Below are 16,364 nucleotides of genomic sequence, written 5' to 3'. Positions count from 1 at the left end.
ATGTGACCGCTACCGGCAGCCTGTCATCCAAATGTCAGTTCCGTGCGCTTGGATAAGCCAGGCGTCAATCTCCCTATACCGCCAGATAAGGGACCTCAGTCAATGTCCGCATCCCTCGCTTTCGTATTTCCCGGTCAGGGTTCCCAGTCTCTGGGCATGCTGGCCGAGCAGGGGGGCCAGCAGAAGCTGGTCCTGGATACCTTCGCCGAAGCCTCCGAGGCACTCGGCTATGACCTCTGGGCGCTGACCCAGCAAGGTCCGGAAGAGCAGCTCAATCAGACCGACAAGACCCAGCCGGCCATCCTCACTGCATCCATCGCCCTGTGGCGCCTGTGGCTGTCCGAGGGTGGTGCGCGCCCAGCGTACGTCGCCGGTCATAGTCTCGGTGAGTACTCCGCCCTCGTGGCTGCAGGCAGCCTGGGCTTCGCCGATGCCGTGAAGCTGGTCGAGCGTCGTGGTCAACTCATGCAGCAGGCAGTCCCGGCAGGGCAGGGCGGCATGGCCGCAATCCTGGGTCTGGAAGATGCCGACGTGCTGGCCGCATGCGCCGAAGCCGCCCAGGGCGAAGTGGTCAGCGCTGTCAACTTCAATGCCCCCGGCCAGGTAGTGATCGCCGGTTCCGCTGCGGCTGTCGAGCGCGCCATCGAAGCGTGCAAGGCTCGTGGCGCCAAGCGCGCCATGTCGCTGCCGGTCAGCGTGCCTTCTCACTGCGCCCTGATGAAGCCGGCCGCCGAGCGCTTCGCTGAATCCGTCGACGCGCTGGCTTGGCAGGCGCCGCAAATTCCGCTGGTGCAGAACGTCAGCGCCGCCGTGGTGGCCGACCTCACCGACCTCAAGCGTGACCTGCTGGCTCAGCTCTACAGCCCGGTTCGCTGGGTGGAGTCGATGGTCAGCCTGTCCGAGCGTGGCGTTACTGACCTGGTCGAATGCGGTCCGGGTAAGGTGCTGTCCGGTCTGAACAAGCGCTGCGTGAAGGGTGTCAACACCCACAATCTGGATACCCCTGATGCTTTCGCGGCCGCCCGTGCTGCGCTGGCCTGAACAAGGAGAAGACTATGAGTCTGCAAGGTAAGGTGGCATTGGTCACCGGTGCGAGCCGCGGCATTGGCCAGGCTATCGCCCTCGAACTGGGCCGTCAGGGTGCCGTGGTGATCGGCACCGCGACCTCCGCTTCCGGCGCCGAGCGTATCGCCGAGTTCCTCAAGGACAACGGTATCGAAGGTGCCGGCCTGGTCCTGGACGTCAGCAATGACGAATCGGTCGCCAGCACCCTGGAACATATCCAGCAGCACCTCGGTCAGCCGCTGATCCTGGTGAACAACGCCGGCATCACCCGTGACAACCTGATGCTGCGCATGAAAGATGACGAGTGGTTCGACGTCATCAACACCAACCTCAACAGCCTGTACCGCCTGTCCAAGGCCGTGCTGCGTGGCATGACCAAGGCTCGTTGGGGTCGCATCATCAACATCGGTTCGGTGGTGGGTGCCATGGGCAACGCCGGCCAGACCAACTACGCCGCCGCCAAGGCTGGCCTGGAAGGCTTCAGCCGTGCCCTGGCGCGCGAAGTCGGCTCCCGTGCGATCACTGTCAACGCGGTGGCACCTGGCTTCATCGATACCGACATGACCCGTGAGCTGCCGGACGCCCAGCGCGATGCGCTGCTGACCCAGATCCCGCTGGGTCGTCTGGGTCAGGCCGAAGAGATTGCCAAGGTGGTGGGCTTCCTCGCATCCGACGGTGCTGCTTACGTCACCGGTGCAACCGTTCCGGTCAACGGCGGCATGTACATGAGCTGAATGTGACGAATCCCTTCAGGAAGATGTCATATGGGCTGTCTAGAATTCGCTATATAAGTGCAGCAGGGTTATAGACATTTCGTTGCGGCGATCCTGAAGGGGTTCAGGCGTTCTGCTTGAAATGCGGAAAACCCTTTCTATACACTGCAGCCCCAGCTGCACGGATTTTTCCATAGGAGTGAAAACACGGTATGAGCACCATCGAAGAACGCGTCAAGAAAATCGTCGCCGAGCAACTGGGCGTCAAAGAAGACGAAGTCACCAACAGCGCTTCCTTCGTTGAAGACCTGGGCGCCGATTCCCTTGACACCGTTGAGCTGGTGATGGCTCTGGAAGAGGAATTCGAGACCGAGATCCCGGACGAGCAAGCCGAGAAGATCACCACCGTTCAGGAAGCCATCGACTACATCAACGCCCACGCGCAGTAATGTAGTCGTCGGTTCCCCGACGCGGAAAAGCCGCACGACCCGATTGGGCGTGCGGCTTTTCTTTAAGCCGATTGTTGAAAATCTGCGGTTTGCGCGTTACCTGCCGAGCTTTTCAACAGTCTGTTTATCCGAATCAACCGCCGTGTAGAGATTGAAGAAGGAGATCGCTGTGTCGCGTAGACGCGTCGTGGTCACTGGCCTTGGCATGCTGTCGCCGCTGGGTACGGATGTATCGAGCACCTGGCAGGGAATTCTGGCTGGCCGCAGTGGCATTGGCCCTATCGAGCATATGGACCTGTCCGCCTATACCACCCGCTTCGGTGGTTCGGTGAAGGGGTTCAATGTCGAGGAATACCTGTCGGCCAAAGAGGCGCGCAAGCTCGACCTGTTCATTCAGTACGGCCTCGCTGCAAGCTTCCAGGCTGTGCGTGACTCAGGCCTCGAAGTTACCGATGCCAATCGTGAGCGCATCGGCGTGGCCATGGGCTCCGGGATCGGTGGCCTGACGAACATCGAGAACAACTGCAAATCCCTGCATGAGCAAGGGCCGCGCCGTATCTCGCCGTTCTTCGTGCCCGGCTCGATCATCAATATGGTGTCCGGCTTCCTGTCGATCCACCTGGGTATCCAGGGGCCGAACTACGCCATCGCCACGGCGTGCACCACCGGCACCCACTGCATCGGCATGGCTGCGCGCAATATCGCCTATGGCGAGGCGGACGTGATGGTCGCGGGTGGCTCTGAAATGGCTGCCTGTGGCCTGGGGCTGGGTGGTTTCGGCGCAGCCCGCGCACTGTCCACCCGCAATGACGACCCGACCCGTGCCAGCCGTCCCTGGGACAAGGGCCGCGACGGTTTCGTGCTTTCCGATGGTGCCGGCGCGCTGGTCCTCGAAGAGCTGGAGCATGCGAAAGCCCGTGGCGCGACCATCTACGCCGAACTGATCGGCTTCGGCATGAGCGGTGACGCCTATCACATGACTTCGCCGCCGGAAGACGGCGCGGGTGCAGCGCGCTGCATGAGCAACGCCCTGCGCGACGCCGGCCTGAATCCCGCTGAGGTGCAGTACGTGAACGCCCACGGCACTTCGACCCCGGCCGGCGATATCGCTGAAGCCATGGCGCTCAAGTCGGTGTTCGGTGAGCATGCGTACAAGCTGGCAGTCAGCTCCACCAAGTCCATGACCGGCCACTTGCTGGGTGCTGCGGGTGCGGTGGAAGCCATCTTCAGCGTCCTCGCGCTGCGTGATCAGGTGGCGCCGCCGACCATCAATCTGGAAGAGCCGGACGAGGGTTGCGACCTCGACTTCGTGCCACACGAAGCACGTTCGATGCCCATCGATGTCGTACTCTCCAACTCCTTCGGCTTCGGCGGCACCAACGGTTCCCTGGTGTTCCGCCGGTTCGTGGGCTGATGCCGAATTGGGTTGACGGCCATCCGGCCGACTCGCTGTCCATCAAGGACCGCGGTCTGGCCTACGGCGATGGGCTTTTCGAGACCATCGCCGTACGTGGCGGCCGACCCCCGCTTCTCGAGTACCACATGGCGCGGCTCGCCGACGGCTGCCGGCGCCTGGGTATTCCACTTGACCTGCAATTGATGCGCACGGAGCTGGTGGCCTTCTCGGCTGGATTGGGTGAAGGCGTCGCCAAGCTGATGGTCACGCGTGGCGATGGGCTGCGAGGTTATGCTCCGCCGCCTGTCGCGCTGCCCCGGCGCATTCTGCAGAGCGCTGCCTTTCCGCTTTATCCAGAGAACAATGCGCAGCAGGGTGTCCAACTCTTTCCTTGCTCCACTCGACTCGCCGAGCAACCGATGCTGGCTGGCCTCAAGCACCTCAACCGGCTGGAACAAGTCCTGGCCCGTGCCGAGTGGCAGGATGGCGAGCATGCCGAAGGCCTGATGCGCGACGTGTCTGGTCGCGTGATCGAGGGTGTGTTCAGCAATCTGTTCATGGTGCATGACGGCGTGCTGCTCACCGCGGATCTTTCCCGTTGCGGGGTCGCGGGTGTCATGCGCGCTGCGCTGCTGGATAGCGCCAAGGCGCAAGGTCTCCAGGTCGAGGTGCGCGATATTACCTATGACGAGTTTATCCAGGCCGATGAGGTTTTCCTCTGTAACAGCCTCTTCGGCGTATGGCCGGTGCGTTCTGTAACAGGGCATCACTGGCCGGTCGGGCCGCTGACCCGTAAACTTCAGGTCATCGCCCGCGATCTACTGGATATCTGATTCGTGATACGCAAATTCCTGCTGATGCTGGAAGCAGGCCTGCTCCTTGCCGGTCTGCTAATTGCCTTTGCCGGCTGGCAGCAGCGCGTCACCCTTGAGCAACCCCTCAACATTTCCGCCGAGCGGATGCTGGAGGTACCGGCTGGCGCTACGCCCGGTGGCCTGCTCAATCGCCTGGAGACGGAAGGGGTCCTGAACAATGCGTTCTGGTTGCGTCAGTACTGGCGCTTCAACCTGGCCGGCGAGTCCCTGCACAGTGGTGAGTATCGCCTGACGCCAGGCATGCGCGCCGCCGACTTGCTGGGACTGTGGCGGCGTGGCGATGTGGTGCAGTACAGCGTGACGTTGGTGGAGGGGTGGAACTTCCGCCAGGTTCGCGCCGCCCTGGCCAAGCAGGCCAAGCTGGAGCAGACGCTGACCGATGTCAGCGATGCTGAGCTGATGGCTCGCCTGGGTCGCCCAGGCGAGTACCCCGAAGGTCGCTTCTTCCCGGATACCTATCGCTTTGTGCGCGGCATGCGCGACATCGACCTGCTGAAGCAGGCGCGGGATCGTCTCGACCAGGTGCTGGCCGAGGAATGGGGCAAGCGTTCTGACAAACTGCCCTATAACGACCCCTATCAGGCGCTGATCATGGCGTCGCTGGTGGAGAAGGAAACCGGTGTGCCCAACGAGCGCGGGCAGATTGCCGGCGTGTTCGTGCGCCGACTCAATAGCGGCATGCTGCTGCAGACCGACCCGACCGTCATCTACGGCCTGGGCGAGCGCTACAACGGGAATCTGACCCGCGATCACCTGCGTGAGGCGACGCCCTACAACACCTACGTGATCAGTGGCCTGCCGCCAACCCCCATTGCCCTCGCCGGGCGTGAAGCCATTCATGCCGCGCTGCATCCCGCGACAGGGAAGAGCCTCTATTTCGTCGCCCGTGGCGATGGCAGCCATGTATTCTCCGAGACTTTGGGCGAGCACAATCAGGCCGTGCGTGACTTCCAGATGAAGCGCCGCAGCGACTACCGCTCCAGCCCCACCCCGCAATGAATAAGGACACCCAGTGAGCGGTCTGTTCATCACATTGGAAGGCCCGGAAGGCGCCGGAAAGAGTACCAATCGCGAGTACCTTGCAGAGCGTCTGCGCAGCCATGGCATCGAGGTCGTACTGACTCGCGAACCGGGCGGTACGCCGCTCGCCGAGCGTATCCGTGAACTCCTGCTGACCCCCAGCGACGAAGCCATGGGCGCCGACACCGAATTGCTGCTGGTGTTCGCGGCTCGTGCCCAGCATCTGCAGGGCGTGATCAAGCCGGCACTGGCGCGGGGGGCGGTGGTGCTCTGCGACCGCTTTACCGATGCGACCTATGCCTATCAGGGCGGTGGTCGCGGCCTGTCCAGCGAGCGTATCGCCCAGCTGGAAAACTTCGTCCAGGGCGACTTGCGTCCGGATCTGACCCTGGTCTTCGACCTGCCAGTGGAGATCGGCCTGAGCAGGGCCGCCGCCCGTGGCCGCCTGGATCGTTTCGAGCAGGAGCAGCGCAGCTTCTTCGAAGCCGTTCGGCAGACTTACCTGCAGCGTGCTCAGGCCGCTTCGGATCGCTACAAAGTCGTCGACGCGTCGCTGACGCTGGCGGAAGTGCAGGCCAATCTCGATAAATTGATTCCCGATCTGCTGGGGCGCTGCCATGGCTGAGGCCTATCCCTGGCAAACCGCGATCTGGCAGCAGCTGGCGGGCCGTCCGCAACACGCGCACGCCTACCTGCTCCACGGGCCATCCGGTATCGGCAAGCGTGCCTTGGCCGAGCGCCTGATGGCGCGCCTGCTGTGCCAGAGTCCCAACGGGCTCGATGCCTGCGGTCAGTGCAAGGCGTGCCTGTTGCTGGCGGCCGGTACGCATCCCGACGCCTTCGTACTCGAGCCAGAGGAAGCGGACAAGGCGATTCGCGTTGACCAGGTCCGCGAACTGGTGGGATTCGTCGTCCAGACCGCGCAGCTCGGTGGACGCAAGGTCGTGCTGCTGGAGCCGGCCGAGGCAATGAACCTCAATGCCTCCAACGCCCTGCTCAAGAGCCTGGAAGAGCCGTCCGGCGATACGGTGCTGCTGTTGATCAGCCACCAGCCCAGCCGACTGCTGCCGACCGTCAAGAGCCGTTGCGTACAGCAGGCCTGCCCATTGCCGAGCGAGGCGCAGAGCCTGGCCTGGCTGGGTTCAGCATTACCAGATGCGCCGCCTGAAGAGCTGAGCGAGTTGCTGGTGCTCGCCGGCGGCTCTCCGCTTTCGGCACTGCGCCTGGAAGGGCAGGGCGTGCGTACCCAGCGTGCCGAAGTCGTAGATGGTGTGAAGAAGCTGCTCAAACAGCAGGTGGGTGCCAGTCAGTTGGCAGAAGGCTGGAACTCCGTGCCTTTGCCCTTGCTGTTCGACTGGTTTTGCAATTGGGCTCAGCTGATGCTGCGCTACCAGCTCACCCGTGACGAAGCGGGGCTCGGGCTCAACGATATGCGCAAGGTGGTGCAGTACCTGGCCGACAAGGCGCCACAAAGTAAAGTCCTGGCCATGCAGGATTGGCTGCTGCAACAACGTCAGAAAGTCCTCAACAAGGCCAACCTCAACCGTGTCTTGCTTCTCGAAGCTCTTCTGGTCCAGTGGGCAAGCCTGCCCGGGCCGGGCTAGAATCGGTGGCTGAACCAGCTTGCCAGGAAAACCGTATGAGCCTGCCGCCGAACCTGGGCCCGCGTAACGGGATTCTGTCCTTGACCATCAAGGACAAGTCCGTGCTGTACGCCGCCTATATGCCGTTCATCAAGAACGGTGGCCTGTTCATTCCGACCAACAAGACCTACAAGCTCGGCGACGAAGTATTCATGCTGCTCAACCTGATGGATGAGCAGGAGAAGATTCCAGTCGCCGGCAAGGTGGTCTGGATCACCCCCAAGGGCGCCCAGGGCAACCGCGCAGCGGGCATTGGCGTCCAGTTCAATGATGGCGACAGTGGCGCGCGCAACAAGATCGAGACCTATCTCGCCGGCGCCCTCAAGTCCGACCGTCCCACCCATACGATGTAACCGGCCGCCGGGCCCGGGCTGAAAGCGACAGGCTTGAAGCTTGGCGCCTGCGCCTGGAGCCTGACCATGCTGATCGACTCCCATTGCCATCTGGACCGCCTTGATCTGGCCGCCCATGGTGGTTCCCTGGACGCCGCCCTCGACGCCGCTCGAGCCCGTGGCGTCAGCCAGTTCCTCTGCATTGGCGTAAGTGCCGACAACGCTGCTGCCGTGAAGTCGGTGGCCGAGCGCTACGATGACGTGCATTGCTCGGTCGGTGTTCATCCCCTTGACCTGCAGCCGGGCGAATCCCTGGCGCTGGAATGGTTGTTGGGCGAGCTGGAGCATCCGCGGGTCGTGGCAATCGGTGAGACAGGTCTGGACTACCACTACGAACCCGAGGCAGCCGAGCTCCAGCAGCAAGCCTTCCGGCTGCATCTGGAGGCGGCGAAGGTCACGGGCAAGCCCGTCATCGTGCATACCCGCGAAGCTCGTGCCGATACCCTTGCTCTTCTGCGTGAGGCAGCACTGCCGCAGGCCGGCGTGCTGCATTGCTTTACCGAAGACTGGGAAATGGCCCGCGCAGCGCTGGATCTGGGCTTCTATATCTCCCTGTCCGGAATCGTCACCTTCCGCAATGCCAGCGCGCTGCGCGACGTGGCGCGCCAGGTCCCGGCGGATCGTTTGCTGGTGGAAACCGATTCACCGTATCTCGCTCCCGTGCCTTATCGCGGCAAGCCCAACTTGCCGCAGTACGTACGTGAGGTGGCGGAGTTCCTGGCCGACTTGCGCGGGGTTCCGTTTGAAGCTTTCGCAGAGCAGACCAGCGAAAACTATCTGCGCCTGTTCCCCCTTGCGCGGCGCGCCTGAAGCGGTTGCGGGAAGCGGCTCGAAAAAACGCGCACAAAAAAAACCCGGGTTCTGGGGGATGAATCCGGGTCAAGACCATTAGGAGTAAAACAAAGGAACGCGATCCACGGTTCCTCGACTGGCTGGGCACTTGGGGGGAGATGCCGCGCGCCAGTAAGAAGAAGTATCGGTCAATATCCCCATGCGTCCAGACAGTGCAGCAGCGTTTCTTAAACCTATTTGGAATACGCCGGCGCCGGCTGAGTCCTCATGCGTCTGCCATCTGGCGTAAGAGCGCGAGCGTCTCGTCTAGCACGTGGGATTCGGTATAGAAGTGCGGTGAGACGCGGATTCCCCCTCCGCGCTGGGCGCACACCACCTGTTCGGCGCGGAGCCGTTCGAACAGCAACTGATTGTCCCAGCCATCCAGGCGGAAAGTGAGGATGCCGGCGCGACGCAAAGGATTCAGCGGGCTCAACAGTTGGATACCGGGGATCTGCGCCAATCCGTCTTGCAACCATTGGACGCGTTCGGCGAGCGCTATAGCAACCTGGTCCATGCCCACCTCTTCCAGCAATGACAGGCTCGCTTCCAGCGCCATCGCGCCAAGCATGTTGGGGCTGCCGCACTCGAAGCGTCGCGCTGTACGGGACGGCTCCCAGTCGACGCGCTCGTAGTCACCGGGGTGCTCGAGCATGTGCCAGCCGTATTCATGGAGCTTCAGTTGGTCTCGCAGATCACTGCGGCAATAGAAAACCCCCAGTCCTTCCGGTCCAAGCATCCATTTATGCCCATCGGCCATGGCGAAGGCGCAATCAATGGCCTGGACGTCGAAGGGCAGGGCGCCCAGCTGCTGAATGGCGTCGACGCAGAAGAGCACGCCAAGCCGACGGCATTCGTGGCCGAGCCGGTGGAGATCCAGACGCAATCCGCTGGCGTACTGCACGGCACTTATCGAAAGCAGTCGGGTGCGAGGGCCGCATGCGGCGAGCAGAGTGCCTTCCGGATCGGCGCCGTCCAACGACACCTGGACCGTTTCCACGCCAAAGCGCTTGAGGGCTTCCCAGACGACACGGTTGGACGGGAACTCCTGATCGCTGATGATCACCTGATCACCCGCCGTCCAGTCCAGACCAAAGGCAACGAACGAAAGGGCTTCCGATGTATTCTTGACCAGTGCAATATCAGCCGTGGTTGGGCTGTTCAGTAGCCTGGCCAAGCGTTCGCGGAGGCGACGTTCCACGGTGAGCCAGTCTGGATAATCCCTTGCACCGAGGCGCCAGTTCTCTTCGGCGAAGCTCTGGACCGCACGAGTCGCGCGTTTGGGCCAGGGCGCAACCGCAGCATGGTTGAGATAGCGGAGCCCATCGGCGTGGGCAAACTCATCTTGCAATAAGCTCATAGTCGGATGATCCGTGCATTTTTACGCCAGATAGGCATAATACGCGGCTTGATTTTTGACCCCACAGTCCCTTTATGCAGAAAGAACCCCGTAAAGTCCGTGAGTTCCGCCGCCGCGAGCAGGAAATTCTCGACACCGCCCTCAAGCTCTTTCTAGAAGAGGGCGAAGACAGCGTTACCGTCGAGATGATCGCTGACGCAGTGGGTATCGGCAAAGGCACCATCTACAAGCACTTCAAGTCCAAGGCGGAGATCTATCTGCGCCTGATGCTCGACTACGAGCGCGACCTGAATGCGTTGTTCCATTCCGCAGATGTAGACCGCGACAAGGAAGCGTTGTCGCGCGCCTACTTCGAGTTCCGCATGCGCGACCCGCAGCGCTATCGCCTGTTCGACCGCCTTGAAGAAAAGGTCGTGAAGAACAGCCAGGTGCCGGAGATGGTCGAGCAACTGCACAAGATCCGCGCCTCCAACTTCGAGCGCCTGACGCTGCTGATCAAGGGCCGTATCGCCGAAGGCAAGCTGGAAGACGTTCCGCCGTATTTCCACTACTGCGCCGCCTGGGCACTGGTGCATGGCGCTGTCGCGCTCTACCACTCGCCGTTCTGGAGCAATGTCCTGGAAGATCAGGAAGGCTTCTTCCAGTTCCTCATGGACATCGGCGTCCGCATGGGCAACAAGCGCAAGCGCGAAAGCGAGTTGCCTGCGGGCTGACGCATTCAGAGCGCCTATAACGCGGTCCCGGATATGTGCCGTGTCGACCGCAGGGATATACTCCGGTGTACCACATGCCGGAGCGTCCCATGATCGTCGACCGCCAAGGCAGGCGTTTCCGCAACCTGCGTATCAGCCTGACCGCCGCCTGCAACTACGCCTGTACCTATTGCGTGCCGGACGGCAAGAGGCTGGTGGCGGCCCAGGACGAACTGTCCGCCGAGGCCATGGTGCGCGGCGTGGCTTATCTCATCGAGGCGGCCGGCATCGAACGCCTGCGTATTACTGGCGGCGAGCCGCTGGTCAGCCCCAAGCTCGATCCGTTCCTCCGCGCAGTCAGCAAGCTCGGTCTCGAAGACATCAGCCTGACCAGCAATGGCCAGTTGTTGTCGCGCAAGCTCCCCCTGCTGCTGGATTGCGGCATACGCCGGCTGAACATCTCCCTCGATACCCTGGATGCTGACGAGTTCCGTGGCATCGCCCGTGGCGGCGATCTGGCCACTGTGCTCCAAGGGTTGGAAGAAGCGAAAGCTGCCGGCCTGAAGATCAAGGTCAATATGGTCCCCCTGCGTGGCAAGAACCTCGACCAGGTATTGCCGCTGCTGGACTACTGCCTGGAACGGGGTTTCGAGCTGCGTTTCATCGAATTGATGCGCATGGGACACCTGGCTCGCGACCCCAACGGTTTCCATCAGCAGTTCGTGGGGCTGGAGGAACTGTTGACATTGATCCGAACGTCCCACGAGTTCGTTCAGGCCAGCGCGCCTCTGGATGCTACTGCCCTGCGTTATCGGGTGCCGGGTGAAGGCCATTTCGGCGTGATCGCCAACGAGAGCGTACCTTTCTGCCGGACGTGCTCCCGCCTGCGCCTGTCCTCCACCGGCTGGCTGCACGGTTGCCTGTCATCGAGCAATCGTCACTACGTCGGCGACCTGCTGGAAAAACCACGGCATGAGGCTTTGCCTGCCTTGCAGCGGTTGCTGGTCAAGGCGCTGGCCGACAAGCAGGACGTGGCGTTCTCCGGTGGTGTCACCGTGATGAAGATCATTGGCGGTTGATGGCGCGGAAGCTGCATTGGTTCTCCATCTGCCGGTTTTTCGTCGCCGGCACCTGGAGGACACACGATGCGTAGGATGATTCTGTTGCTGGCAATTCTCGGCCTGGCGGGTTGCATGAAGGTCAGTGACATGGCGGAAGGCACACGCGAGCAATTGAGCGATGCCGGATTCCTGGACCACAGCGAGACCCGTCGCGCCAGCCCCTGGCGCTTGCAGGCAGACTCCTTCATCTACATCGCGCAGGGCTACTTCGTACCCCCGGGTTCCGCCTACCCACGCCCCAACGTGGTCGCTGAAGAAGCGTTCGAGGGTTTCGTCGAGTACTTCCCCATGGTGCGTCGCGCCAAGGGCCCTGCCGGTCTGGAAGAGGCCATGGGACAGGCTCGTGCATTCGGGGCGCATTATCTGCTCTACGCGCGATTCGCCAGTGCTGACGACCGCATTGGCACCGTCGAGGAGTGGGAAGACGAGGAATTGCTGGATCGGCTCGGGCGCGATCGTGGGGTAATCCAGTTGATGCTGATCGAGACCAATACCCGTTATCTCGTGGACACTGCGCGAATTCGCAATCGTGGCGGTTTTCTGACGTTTTACGATGAGAAACCTGAAGACCTGATCGGCGCGCCACTGGAAGAGTATGCTCGCAGCCTGATCGGGTTGAGTCGTTGAGGAGATTGAAATGAGCGATCCCGGCAAAGCCGGTGACTTGCTGGCGCAGATACCCAAGGGCGACAAGCCGGGTGGCGCGCCCGTTCATCTGTGGAACCCGCCGTTCTGCGGTGATATCGACATGCGCATCGCTCGCGATGGCACCTGGTTCTACCTGGGCACGCCAATCGGGCGCAAGCCGATGGTCAAGTTGTTCTCCGGCGTGATCCGCAAGGATGGCGAGGACTATTTCCTGGTCACGCCGGTGGAGAAGGTGGGCATCAAGGTCGATGACGCACCCTTCGTTGCGATCGAGTTGCGGGTGGAGGGAGCAGGGCGGGAGCAGCAGCTGCGTTTCATCACCAATGTCGAGGACGAGGTGGTCGCCGGTGCAGTTCATCCGCTGCGTGTTGACCTGGACCCACAAACCCAGGAGCCGTCGCCTTACGTCCTGGTGCGAACCAACCTGGAAGCACTGATCCATCGCAACGTCTTCTACCAGTTGGTGGAACTGGCGGAGCCGCGCGAGATCGATGGCATTACCTGGCTGGGTGTGTGGAGTGGCGGAGAGTTCTTCCCCATCGGGCCATTGCCGGAGTAGCCGGAAGGTGGATATGAAAAAGGCTCCCGAGGGAGCCTTTTTCGTGCCTGCTTACATGTTGGGGTAGTTCGGGCCGCCGGTACCTTCCGGGGCAACCCAGGTGATGTTCTGGGCCGGGTCCTTGATGTCGCAGGTTTTGCAGTGGACGCAGTTCTGGGCGTTGATCTGGAAGCGCTTGGCGCCGTCCTCCTGAGTCACCACCTCATATACGCCGGCCGGGCAGTACCGCTGCGCCGGTTCGTCGTACAGCGGCAGGTTCTTGGCGATCGGGATGCTCGCGTCGGCCAGCTTCAGGTGGCAGGGTTGTTCCTCTTCATGGTTGGTGTTGGAGAGGAATACCGAGCTGAGCTTGTCGAAGCTGATCTTGCCGTCCGGCTTCGGATACTCGATGCGCTTGGACTCTGCGGCCGGCTTCAGGCAAGCGTAGTCCGGCTTGTTGTCGTGCAGGGTGACCGGGATCTTGCCGCCGAACCAGTTCTGGTCGATGTAGTTGAAAGCACCGCCCGCCAGCGCGCCGAACTTGTGGATCGCGGCGCCGAAGTTACGGCTGCGGAACAGTTCGTCGTACAGCCAGCTGGATTTGAAGCTGTCGACGTAGCCGGTGAGCTCGTCACCACCTTCCTTGCCAGCGGCCAGGGCAGCAGCCACGGCGTCAGCGGCCAGCATGCCGGACTTCATCGCGGTGTGGCTGCCCTTGATCTTGGCGAAGTTCAGGGTGCCGAGGTCGCAACCGATCAGCGCGCCGCCCGGGAAGACCATCTTCGGCAGCGAGTTCAGGCCGCCCTTGCAGATGGCGCGGGCGCCATAGGCAACACGCTTGCCGCCTTCCAGGTACTGCTTGATCACCGGATGGTGCTTGTAGCGCTGGAACTCGTCGAAGGGCGAGAGGAAGGGGTTGCTGTAGGACAGGTCGATGATCAGGCCCACTACGATCTGGTTGTTTTCCAGGTGGTAGAGGAAGGAACCGCCCGGGTTCTCATCATTCAGCGGCCAGCCAGCGGTGTGGACCACCAGGCCGGGCTGGTGCTTGGCCGGGTCGATGTCCCAGATTTCCTTGATGCCGATACCGTAGTGCTGGGCGTCTGCGTCGGAGTCCAGGTTGTACTTCTTGATCAGCTGCTTGCCGATGTGGCCACGGCAGCCTTCGGCGAACAGGGTGTACTTGGCGCGCAGTTCCATACCGGGGGTGTAGTAACCCTCTTTCGGATGACCTTCGCGGTCCACGCCGAGATCGCCGGTGATGATGCCGCGAACGACGCCGTTCTCGTCGATCAGTGCTTCCTGGGCGGCGAAGCCCGGGTAGATCTCCACGCCCAGGCCTTCGGCCTGTTGGGCCAGCCAACGGCAGAGATTGCCCAGGGAGATGATATAGTTGCCCTCGTTGTGCATGGTCTTGGGCACGAAGAGGCCGGGAACCTTGATCGCGGAATCGGCATCCTTGAGCATATAGATGTCGTCGCGGGCTACCGGGGTGTTCAGCGGGGCGCCCAGGTCTTTCCAGTCAGGGAAGAGTTCGTTCAGGGCTCGCGGTTCGAATACGGCGCCAGAGAGGATGTGGGCGCCGACCTCGGAACCCTTCTCGACCACGCATACGCTGATCTCTTGACCAGCTTCCGCGGCCTTCTGCTTCAGTCGGCACGCGGCGGACAGGCCAGCGGGGCCGGCGCCGACGATGACGACGTCGAATTCCATGTATTCGCGTTCCACAGTCAATCTCCTCAAGGCTCTTCGATATTTTGTGTTGGAGGGCTAGGCTCAATCCCTGACCTGAGCCGGCGCATTATATCCAGCACCCAAGGCTGGTCCAATACAAACGTTTGTTTGAATTTTGTGAAGCCCTGATAGGATAAGGCTCTGCGGCTTATGGCAGGGCATTCTGCTGTATTGACCCGAATAGGCGATCCGGTCAAGATACGGGCGGTTTTGCGCTCGCTGTCTGGGCTGACGTCGGTTCCGGCCGACCTGCATCACTGGCCAGGCTCGTCTTGGCGACATTCTTATTAACCGGAGAGTAACGAGGAATCCATGAAGGTTCTTGTAGCTGTCAAACGAGTGGTCGACTACAACGTCAAGGTCCGCGTCAAGGCGGACAACTCCGGCGTCGACCTCGCCAACGTGAAGATGTCGATGAACCCCTTCTGCGAAATTGCCGTAGAAGAAGCCGTCCGTCTGAAAGAAAAAGGCGTAGCGAGTGAAATCGTCGTCGTCACCATCGGCCCGAACACTGCTCAAGAGCAGCTGCGTACTGCCCTGGCCCTGGGCGCTGACCGCGCCATCCTGGTCGAGTCCGCCGACGAGCTGAACTCCTTGGCCGTGGCCAAGCTGCTGAAGGCTGTGGTCGAGAAAGAGCAGCCGCAGCTGGTCATCCTCGGCAAACAGGCCATCGACAGCGACAACAACCAGACCGGCCAGATGCTCGGCGCCCTCACTGGCTACGCCCAGGGCACCTTCGCCTCCAAGGTCGAGCTGGCGGGCGACAAGGTCAACGTCACCCGTGAAATCGACGGCGGCCTGCAGACCGTTGCCCTGGCCCTGCCGGCGATCGTCACCACCGACCTGCGCCTGAACGAGCCGCGCTACGCGTCGCTGCCGAACATCATGAAGGCCAAGAAGAAGCCGCTGGATGTGGTGACCCCGGACGCCCTGGGCGTTTCCACTGCCTCCACCGTCAAGACCCTGAAAGTCGAAGCGCCGGCTGCCCGTCAGGCCGGTATCAAGGTCAAGTCCGTGGCTGAACTGGTCGAGAAACTGAAGAACGAAGCGAAGGTGATCTGAGATGGCAATCCTGGTAATCGCTGAACACAACAACAGCGCGCTGGCAGCTGCCACCCTCAACACCGTGACCGCCGCTCAGAAGATCGGTGGTGATATCCACGTTCTGGTCGCTGGCCAGGGCGTCGGTGCTGCTGCCGAAGCGGCCGCCAAGGTCGCTGGCGTGTCCAAGGTGCTGGTCGCCGACCACGCTGCCTACGCGCACCAGCTGCCGGAAAACGTCGCTCCGCTGATCGCTGAGCTGGGCAAGGGCTACAGCCACGTGCTGGCGCCCGCCACCACCAACGGCAAGAACTACCTGCCGCGCGTGGCTGCCCTGTTGGACGTCGACCAGATCTCCGAGATCATCGCCGTCGAAAGCGCCGACACCTTCAAGCGTCCGATCTACGCCGGCAACGCCATCGCCACCGTGCAGTCCTCGGCTGCCGTGAAGGTGATCACCGTGCGTTCCACCGGTTTCGACGCTGCTGCCGCCGAAGGCGGTTCCGCTGCTGTTGAAGCTGTGGGCACCGTGTCCGACGCCGGCAAGTCCGCCTTCGTCGGTGAAGAGCTGGCCAAGTCCGACCGTCCGGAACTGACCGCGGCCAAGATCGTCGTCTCCGGCGGCCGTGGCATGCAGAACGGTGAGAACTTCAAGCACCTGTACGCCCTGGCCGACAAGCTGGGCGCTGCCGTGGGTGCGTCCCGTGCCGCTGTCGACGCCGGTTTCGTGCCGAACGACATGCAGGTTGGCCAGACCGGCAAGATCGTTGCCCCGCAGCTGTACATCGCCGTGGGCATCTCCGGTGCCATCCAGCACCTGGCCGGCATGAAGGACTCCAAGGTCAT

The 16,364-nt window shown here is 62.1% G+C and carries 18 protein-coding genes; 16 read left to right on the top strand and 2 right to left on the bottom strand.

The window, feature by feature from the left end:
- The first annotated feature begins 102 nt into the window (after window positions 1-102).
- From fabD to E8E95_RS18075, 10 genes are all read left to right on the top strand, one after another.
- Window positions 103-1,041: an ACP S-malonyltransferase gene (fabD, locus tag E8E95_RS18120; RefSeq protein WP_280352453.1), complete on the top strand. Its 939-nt coding sequence runs from the start codon at window positions 103-105 to the stop codon at window positions 1,039-1,041.
- A 14-nt stretch (window positions 1,042-1,055) separates the two neighbouring features.
- Entirely contained in the window at window positions 1,056-1,799 is a 744-nt protein-coding gene (gene fabG / locus E8E95_RS18115) for a 3-oxoacyl-ACP reductase FabG (RefSeq protein ID WP_179062033.1), read from the top strand.
- A 191-nt stretch (window positions 1,800-1,990) separates the two neighbouring features.
- On the top strand, window positions 1,991-2,227 hold the full coding sequence (acpP, locus tag E8E95_RS18110) for an acyl carrier protein (RefSeq protein ID WP_016493661.1): 237 nt from the start codon (window positions 1,991-1,993) through the stop codon (window positions 2,225-2,227).
- A gap of 169 nt (window positions 2,228-2,396) precedes the next feature.
- A complete protein-coding gene (gene fabF, locus E8E95_RS18105; RefSeq protein ID WP_280352450.1) occupies window positions 2,397-3,641 on the top strand; it encodes a beta-ketoacyl-ACP synthase II in 1,245 nt (414 codons plus the stop codon).
- Window positions 3,641-4,456, top strand: coding sequence for an aminodeoxychorismate lyase (pabC, locus tag E8E95_RS18100; RefSeq protein WP_280352448.1), 816 nt, complete (start codon window positions 3,641-3,643; stop codon window positions 4,454-4,456). The genes fabF and pabC overlap by 1 nt, the downstream gene beginning before the upstream one ends.
- A 3-nt stretch (window positions 4,457-4,459) precedes the next feature.
- Entirely contained in the window at window positions 4,460-5,497 is a 1,038-nt protein-coding gene (gene mltG / locus E8E95_RS18095; RefSeq protein WP_280352446.1) for an endolytic transglycosylase MltG, read from the top strand.
- 13 nt (window positions 5,498-5,510) lie between these two features.
- Complete coding sequence (gene tmk / locus E8E95_RS18090) at window positions 5,511-6,143, top strand: dTMP kinase (protein ID WP_280352444.1); 633 nt, start codon at window positions 5,511-5,513, stop codon at window positions 6,141-6,143.
- Entirely contained in the window at window positions 6,136-7,122 is a 987-nt protein-coding gene (locus E8E95_RS18085; RefSeq protein WP_280352443.1) for a DNA polymerase III subunit delta', read from the top strand. Before tmk ends, E8E95_RS18085 begins: the two co-directional genes overlap by 8 nt.
- A gap of 35 nt (window positions 7,123-7,157) precedes the next feature.
- A complete protein-coding gene (locus tag E8E95_RS18080) occupies window positions 7,158-7,514 on the top strand; it encodes a PilZ domain-containing protein (protein ID WP_028627861.1) in 357 nt (118 codons plus the stop codon).
- A 66-nt stretch (window positions 7,515-7,580) separates the two neighbouring features.
- On the top strand, window positions 7,581-8,363 hold the full coding sequence (locus E8E95_RS18075) for a TatD family hydrolase (protein ID WP_280352441.1): 783 nt from the start codon (window positions 7,581-7,583) through the stop codon (window positions 8,361-8,363).
- Window positions 8,364-8,610: 247 nt separating this feature from the next.
- Here the strand turns inward: E8E95_RS18075 and E8E95_RS18070 are convergent, their stop codons facing one another.
- Window positions 8,611-9,744, bottom strand: a complete 1,134-nt coding sequence (locus tag E8E95_RS18070) for an aminotransferase class V-fold PLP-dependent enzyme (protein WP_280352439.1) — start codon at window positions 9,742-9,744, stop codon at window positions 8,611-8,613.
- 74 nt (window positions 9,745-9,818) lie between these two features.
- On the opposite strand from E8E95_RS18070, the gene E8E95_RS18065 reads away from it, so the two are divergent.
- From E8E95_RS18065 to E8E95_RS18050, 4 genes are all read left to right on the top strand, one after another.
- Window positions 9,819-10,457: a TetR/AcrR family transcriptional regulator gene (locus E8E95_RS18065; protein ID WP_179062041.1), complete on the top strand. Its 639-nt coding sequence runs from the start codon at window positions 9,819-9,821 to the stop codon at window positions 10,455-10,457.
- Window positions 10,458-10,546: 89 nt separating this feature from the next.
- Entirely contained in the window at window positions 10,547-11,515 is a 969-nt protein-coding gene (locus tag E8E95_RS18060; protein WP_280352886.1) for a radical SAM protein, read from the top strand.
- 66 nt (window positions 11,516-11,581) lie between these two features.
- Window positions 11,582-12,184, top strand: a complete 603-nt coding sequence (locus E8E95_RS18055; protein WP_280352436.1) for a DUF4823 domain-containing protein — start codon at window positions 11,582-11,584, stop codon at window positions 12,182-12,184.
- Window positions 12,185-12,194: 10 nt separating this feature from the next.
- A complete protein-coding gene (locus E8E95_RS18050; RefSeq protein ID WP_280352434.1) occupies window positions 12,195-12,764 on the top strand; it encodes a DUF1285 domain-containing protein in 570 nt (189 codons plus the stop codon).
- Between the two features lie 51 nt (window positions 12,765-12,815).
- Here E8E95_RS18050 and E8E95_RS18045 read toward each other — a convergent pair whose 3' ends face one another.
- Window positions 12,816-14,471, bottom strand: a complete 1,656-nt coding sequence (locus E8E95_RS18045) for an electron transfer flavoprotein-ubiquinone oxidoreductase (protein WP_280352432.1) — start codon at window positions 14,469-14,471, stop codon at window positions 12,816-12,818.
- Between the two features lie 318 nt (window positions 14,472-14,789).
- Here E8E95_RS18045 and E8E95_RS18040 point away from each other — a divergent pair, with 318 nt between their 5' ends.
- Window positions 14,790-15,539: an electron transfer flavoprotein subunit beta/FixA family protein gene (locus E8E95_RS18040; RefSeq protein ID WP_280352430.1), complete on the top strand. Its 750-nt coding sequence runs from the start codon at window positions 14,790-14,792 to the stop codon at window positions 15,537-15,539.
- 1 nt (window position 15,540) lies between these two features.
- Window positions 15,541-16,364 (top strand): FAD-binding protein (locus E8E95_RS18035; RefSeq protein WP_280352428.1); only part of this gene is annotated, 824 nt, incomplete at its 3' end.

It is taken from the genome of Pseudomonas sp. BN414, assembly GCF_029871275.1.
GTDB classification, from domain to species: Bacteria; Pseudomonadota; Gammaproteobacteria; order Pseudomonadales; family Pseudomonadaceae; genus Metapseudomonas; species Metapseudomonas resinovorans_C.
The sequence above is the reverse complement of the archived record's forward strand: the minus strand, read 5'-3'. Positions and strand labels throughout refer to the sequence as shown.

Coding starts and splice junctions, on each gene's coding strand:
- fabD (WP_280352453.1), top strand. CDS start 103: ATGTCCGCATCCCTCGCTTTCGTATTTCCCGGTCAGGGTTCCCAGTCT.
- E8E95_RS18050 (WP_280352434.1), top strand. CDS start 12,195: ATGAGCGATCCCGGCAAAGCCGGTGACTTGCTGGCGCAGATACCCAAG.
- fabG (WP_179062033.1), top strand. CDS start 1,056: ATGAGTCTGCAAGGTAAGGTGGCATTGGTCACCGGTGCGAGCCGCGGC.
- E8E95_RS18080 (WP_028627861.1), top strand. CDS start 7,158: ATGAGCCTGCCGCCGAACCTGGGCCCGCGTAACGGGATTCTGTCCTTG.
- E8E95_RS18070 (WP_280352439.1), bottom strand. CDS start 9,744: ATGAGCTTATTGCAAGATGAGTTTGCCCACGCCGATGGGCTCCGCTAT.
- E8E95_RS18055 (WP_280352436.1), top strand. CDS start 11,582: ATGCGTAGGATGATTCTGTTGCTGGCAATTCTCGGCCTGGCGGGTTGC.
- E8E95_RS18065 (WP_179062041.1), top strand. CDS start 9,819: ATGCAGAAAGAACCCCGTAAAGTCCGTGAGTTCCGCCGCCGCGAGCAG.
- acpP (WP_016493661.1), top strand. CDS start 1,991: ATGAGCACCATCGAAGAACGCGTCAAGAAAATCGTCGCCGAGCAACTG.
- E8E95_RS18075 (WP_280352441.1), top strand. CDS start 7,581: ATGCTGATCGACTCCCATTGCCATCTGGACCGCCTTGATCTGGCCGCC.
- E8E95_RS18085 (WP_280352443.1), top strand. CDS start 6,136: ATGGCTGAGGCCTATCCCTGGCAAACCGCGATCTGGCAGCAGCTGGCG.
- E8E95_RS18040 (WP_280352430.1), top strand. CDS start 14,790: ATGAAGGTTCTTGTAGCTGTCAAACGAGTGGTCGACTACAACGTCAAG.
- E8E95_RS18060 (WP_280352886.1), top strand. CDS start 10,547: ATGATCGTCGACCGCCAAGGCAGGCGTTTCCGCAACCTGCGTATCAGC.
- pabC (WP_280352448.1), top strand. CDS start 3,641: ATGCCGAATTGGGTTGACGGCCATCCGGCCGACTCGCTGTCCATCAAG.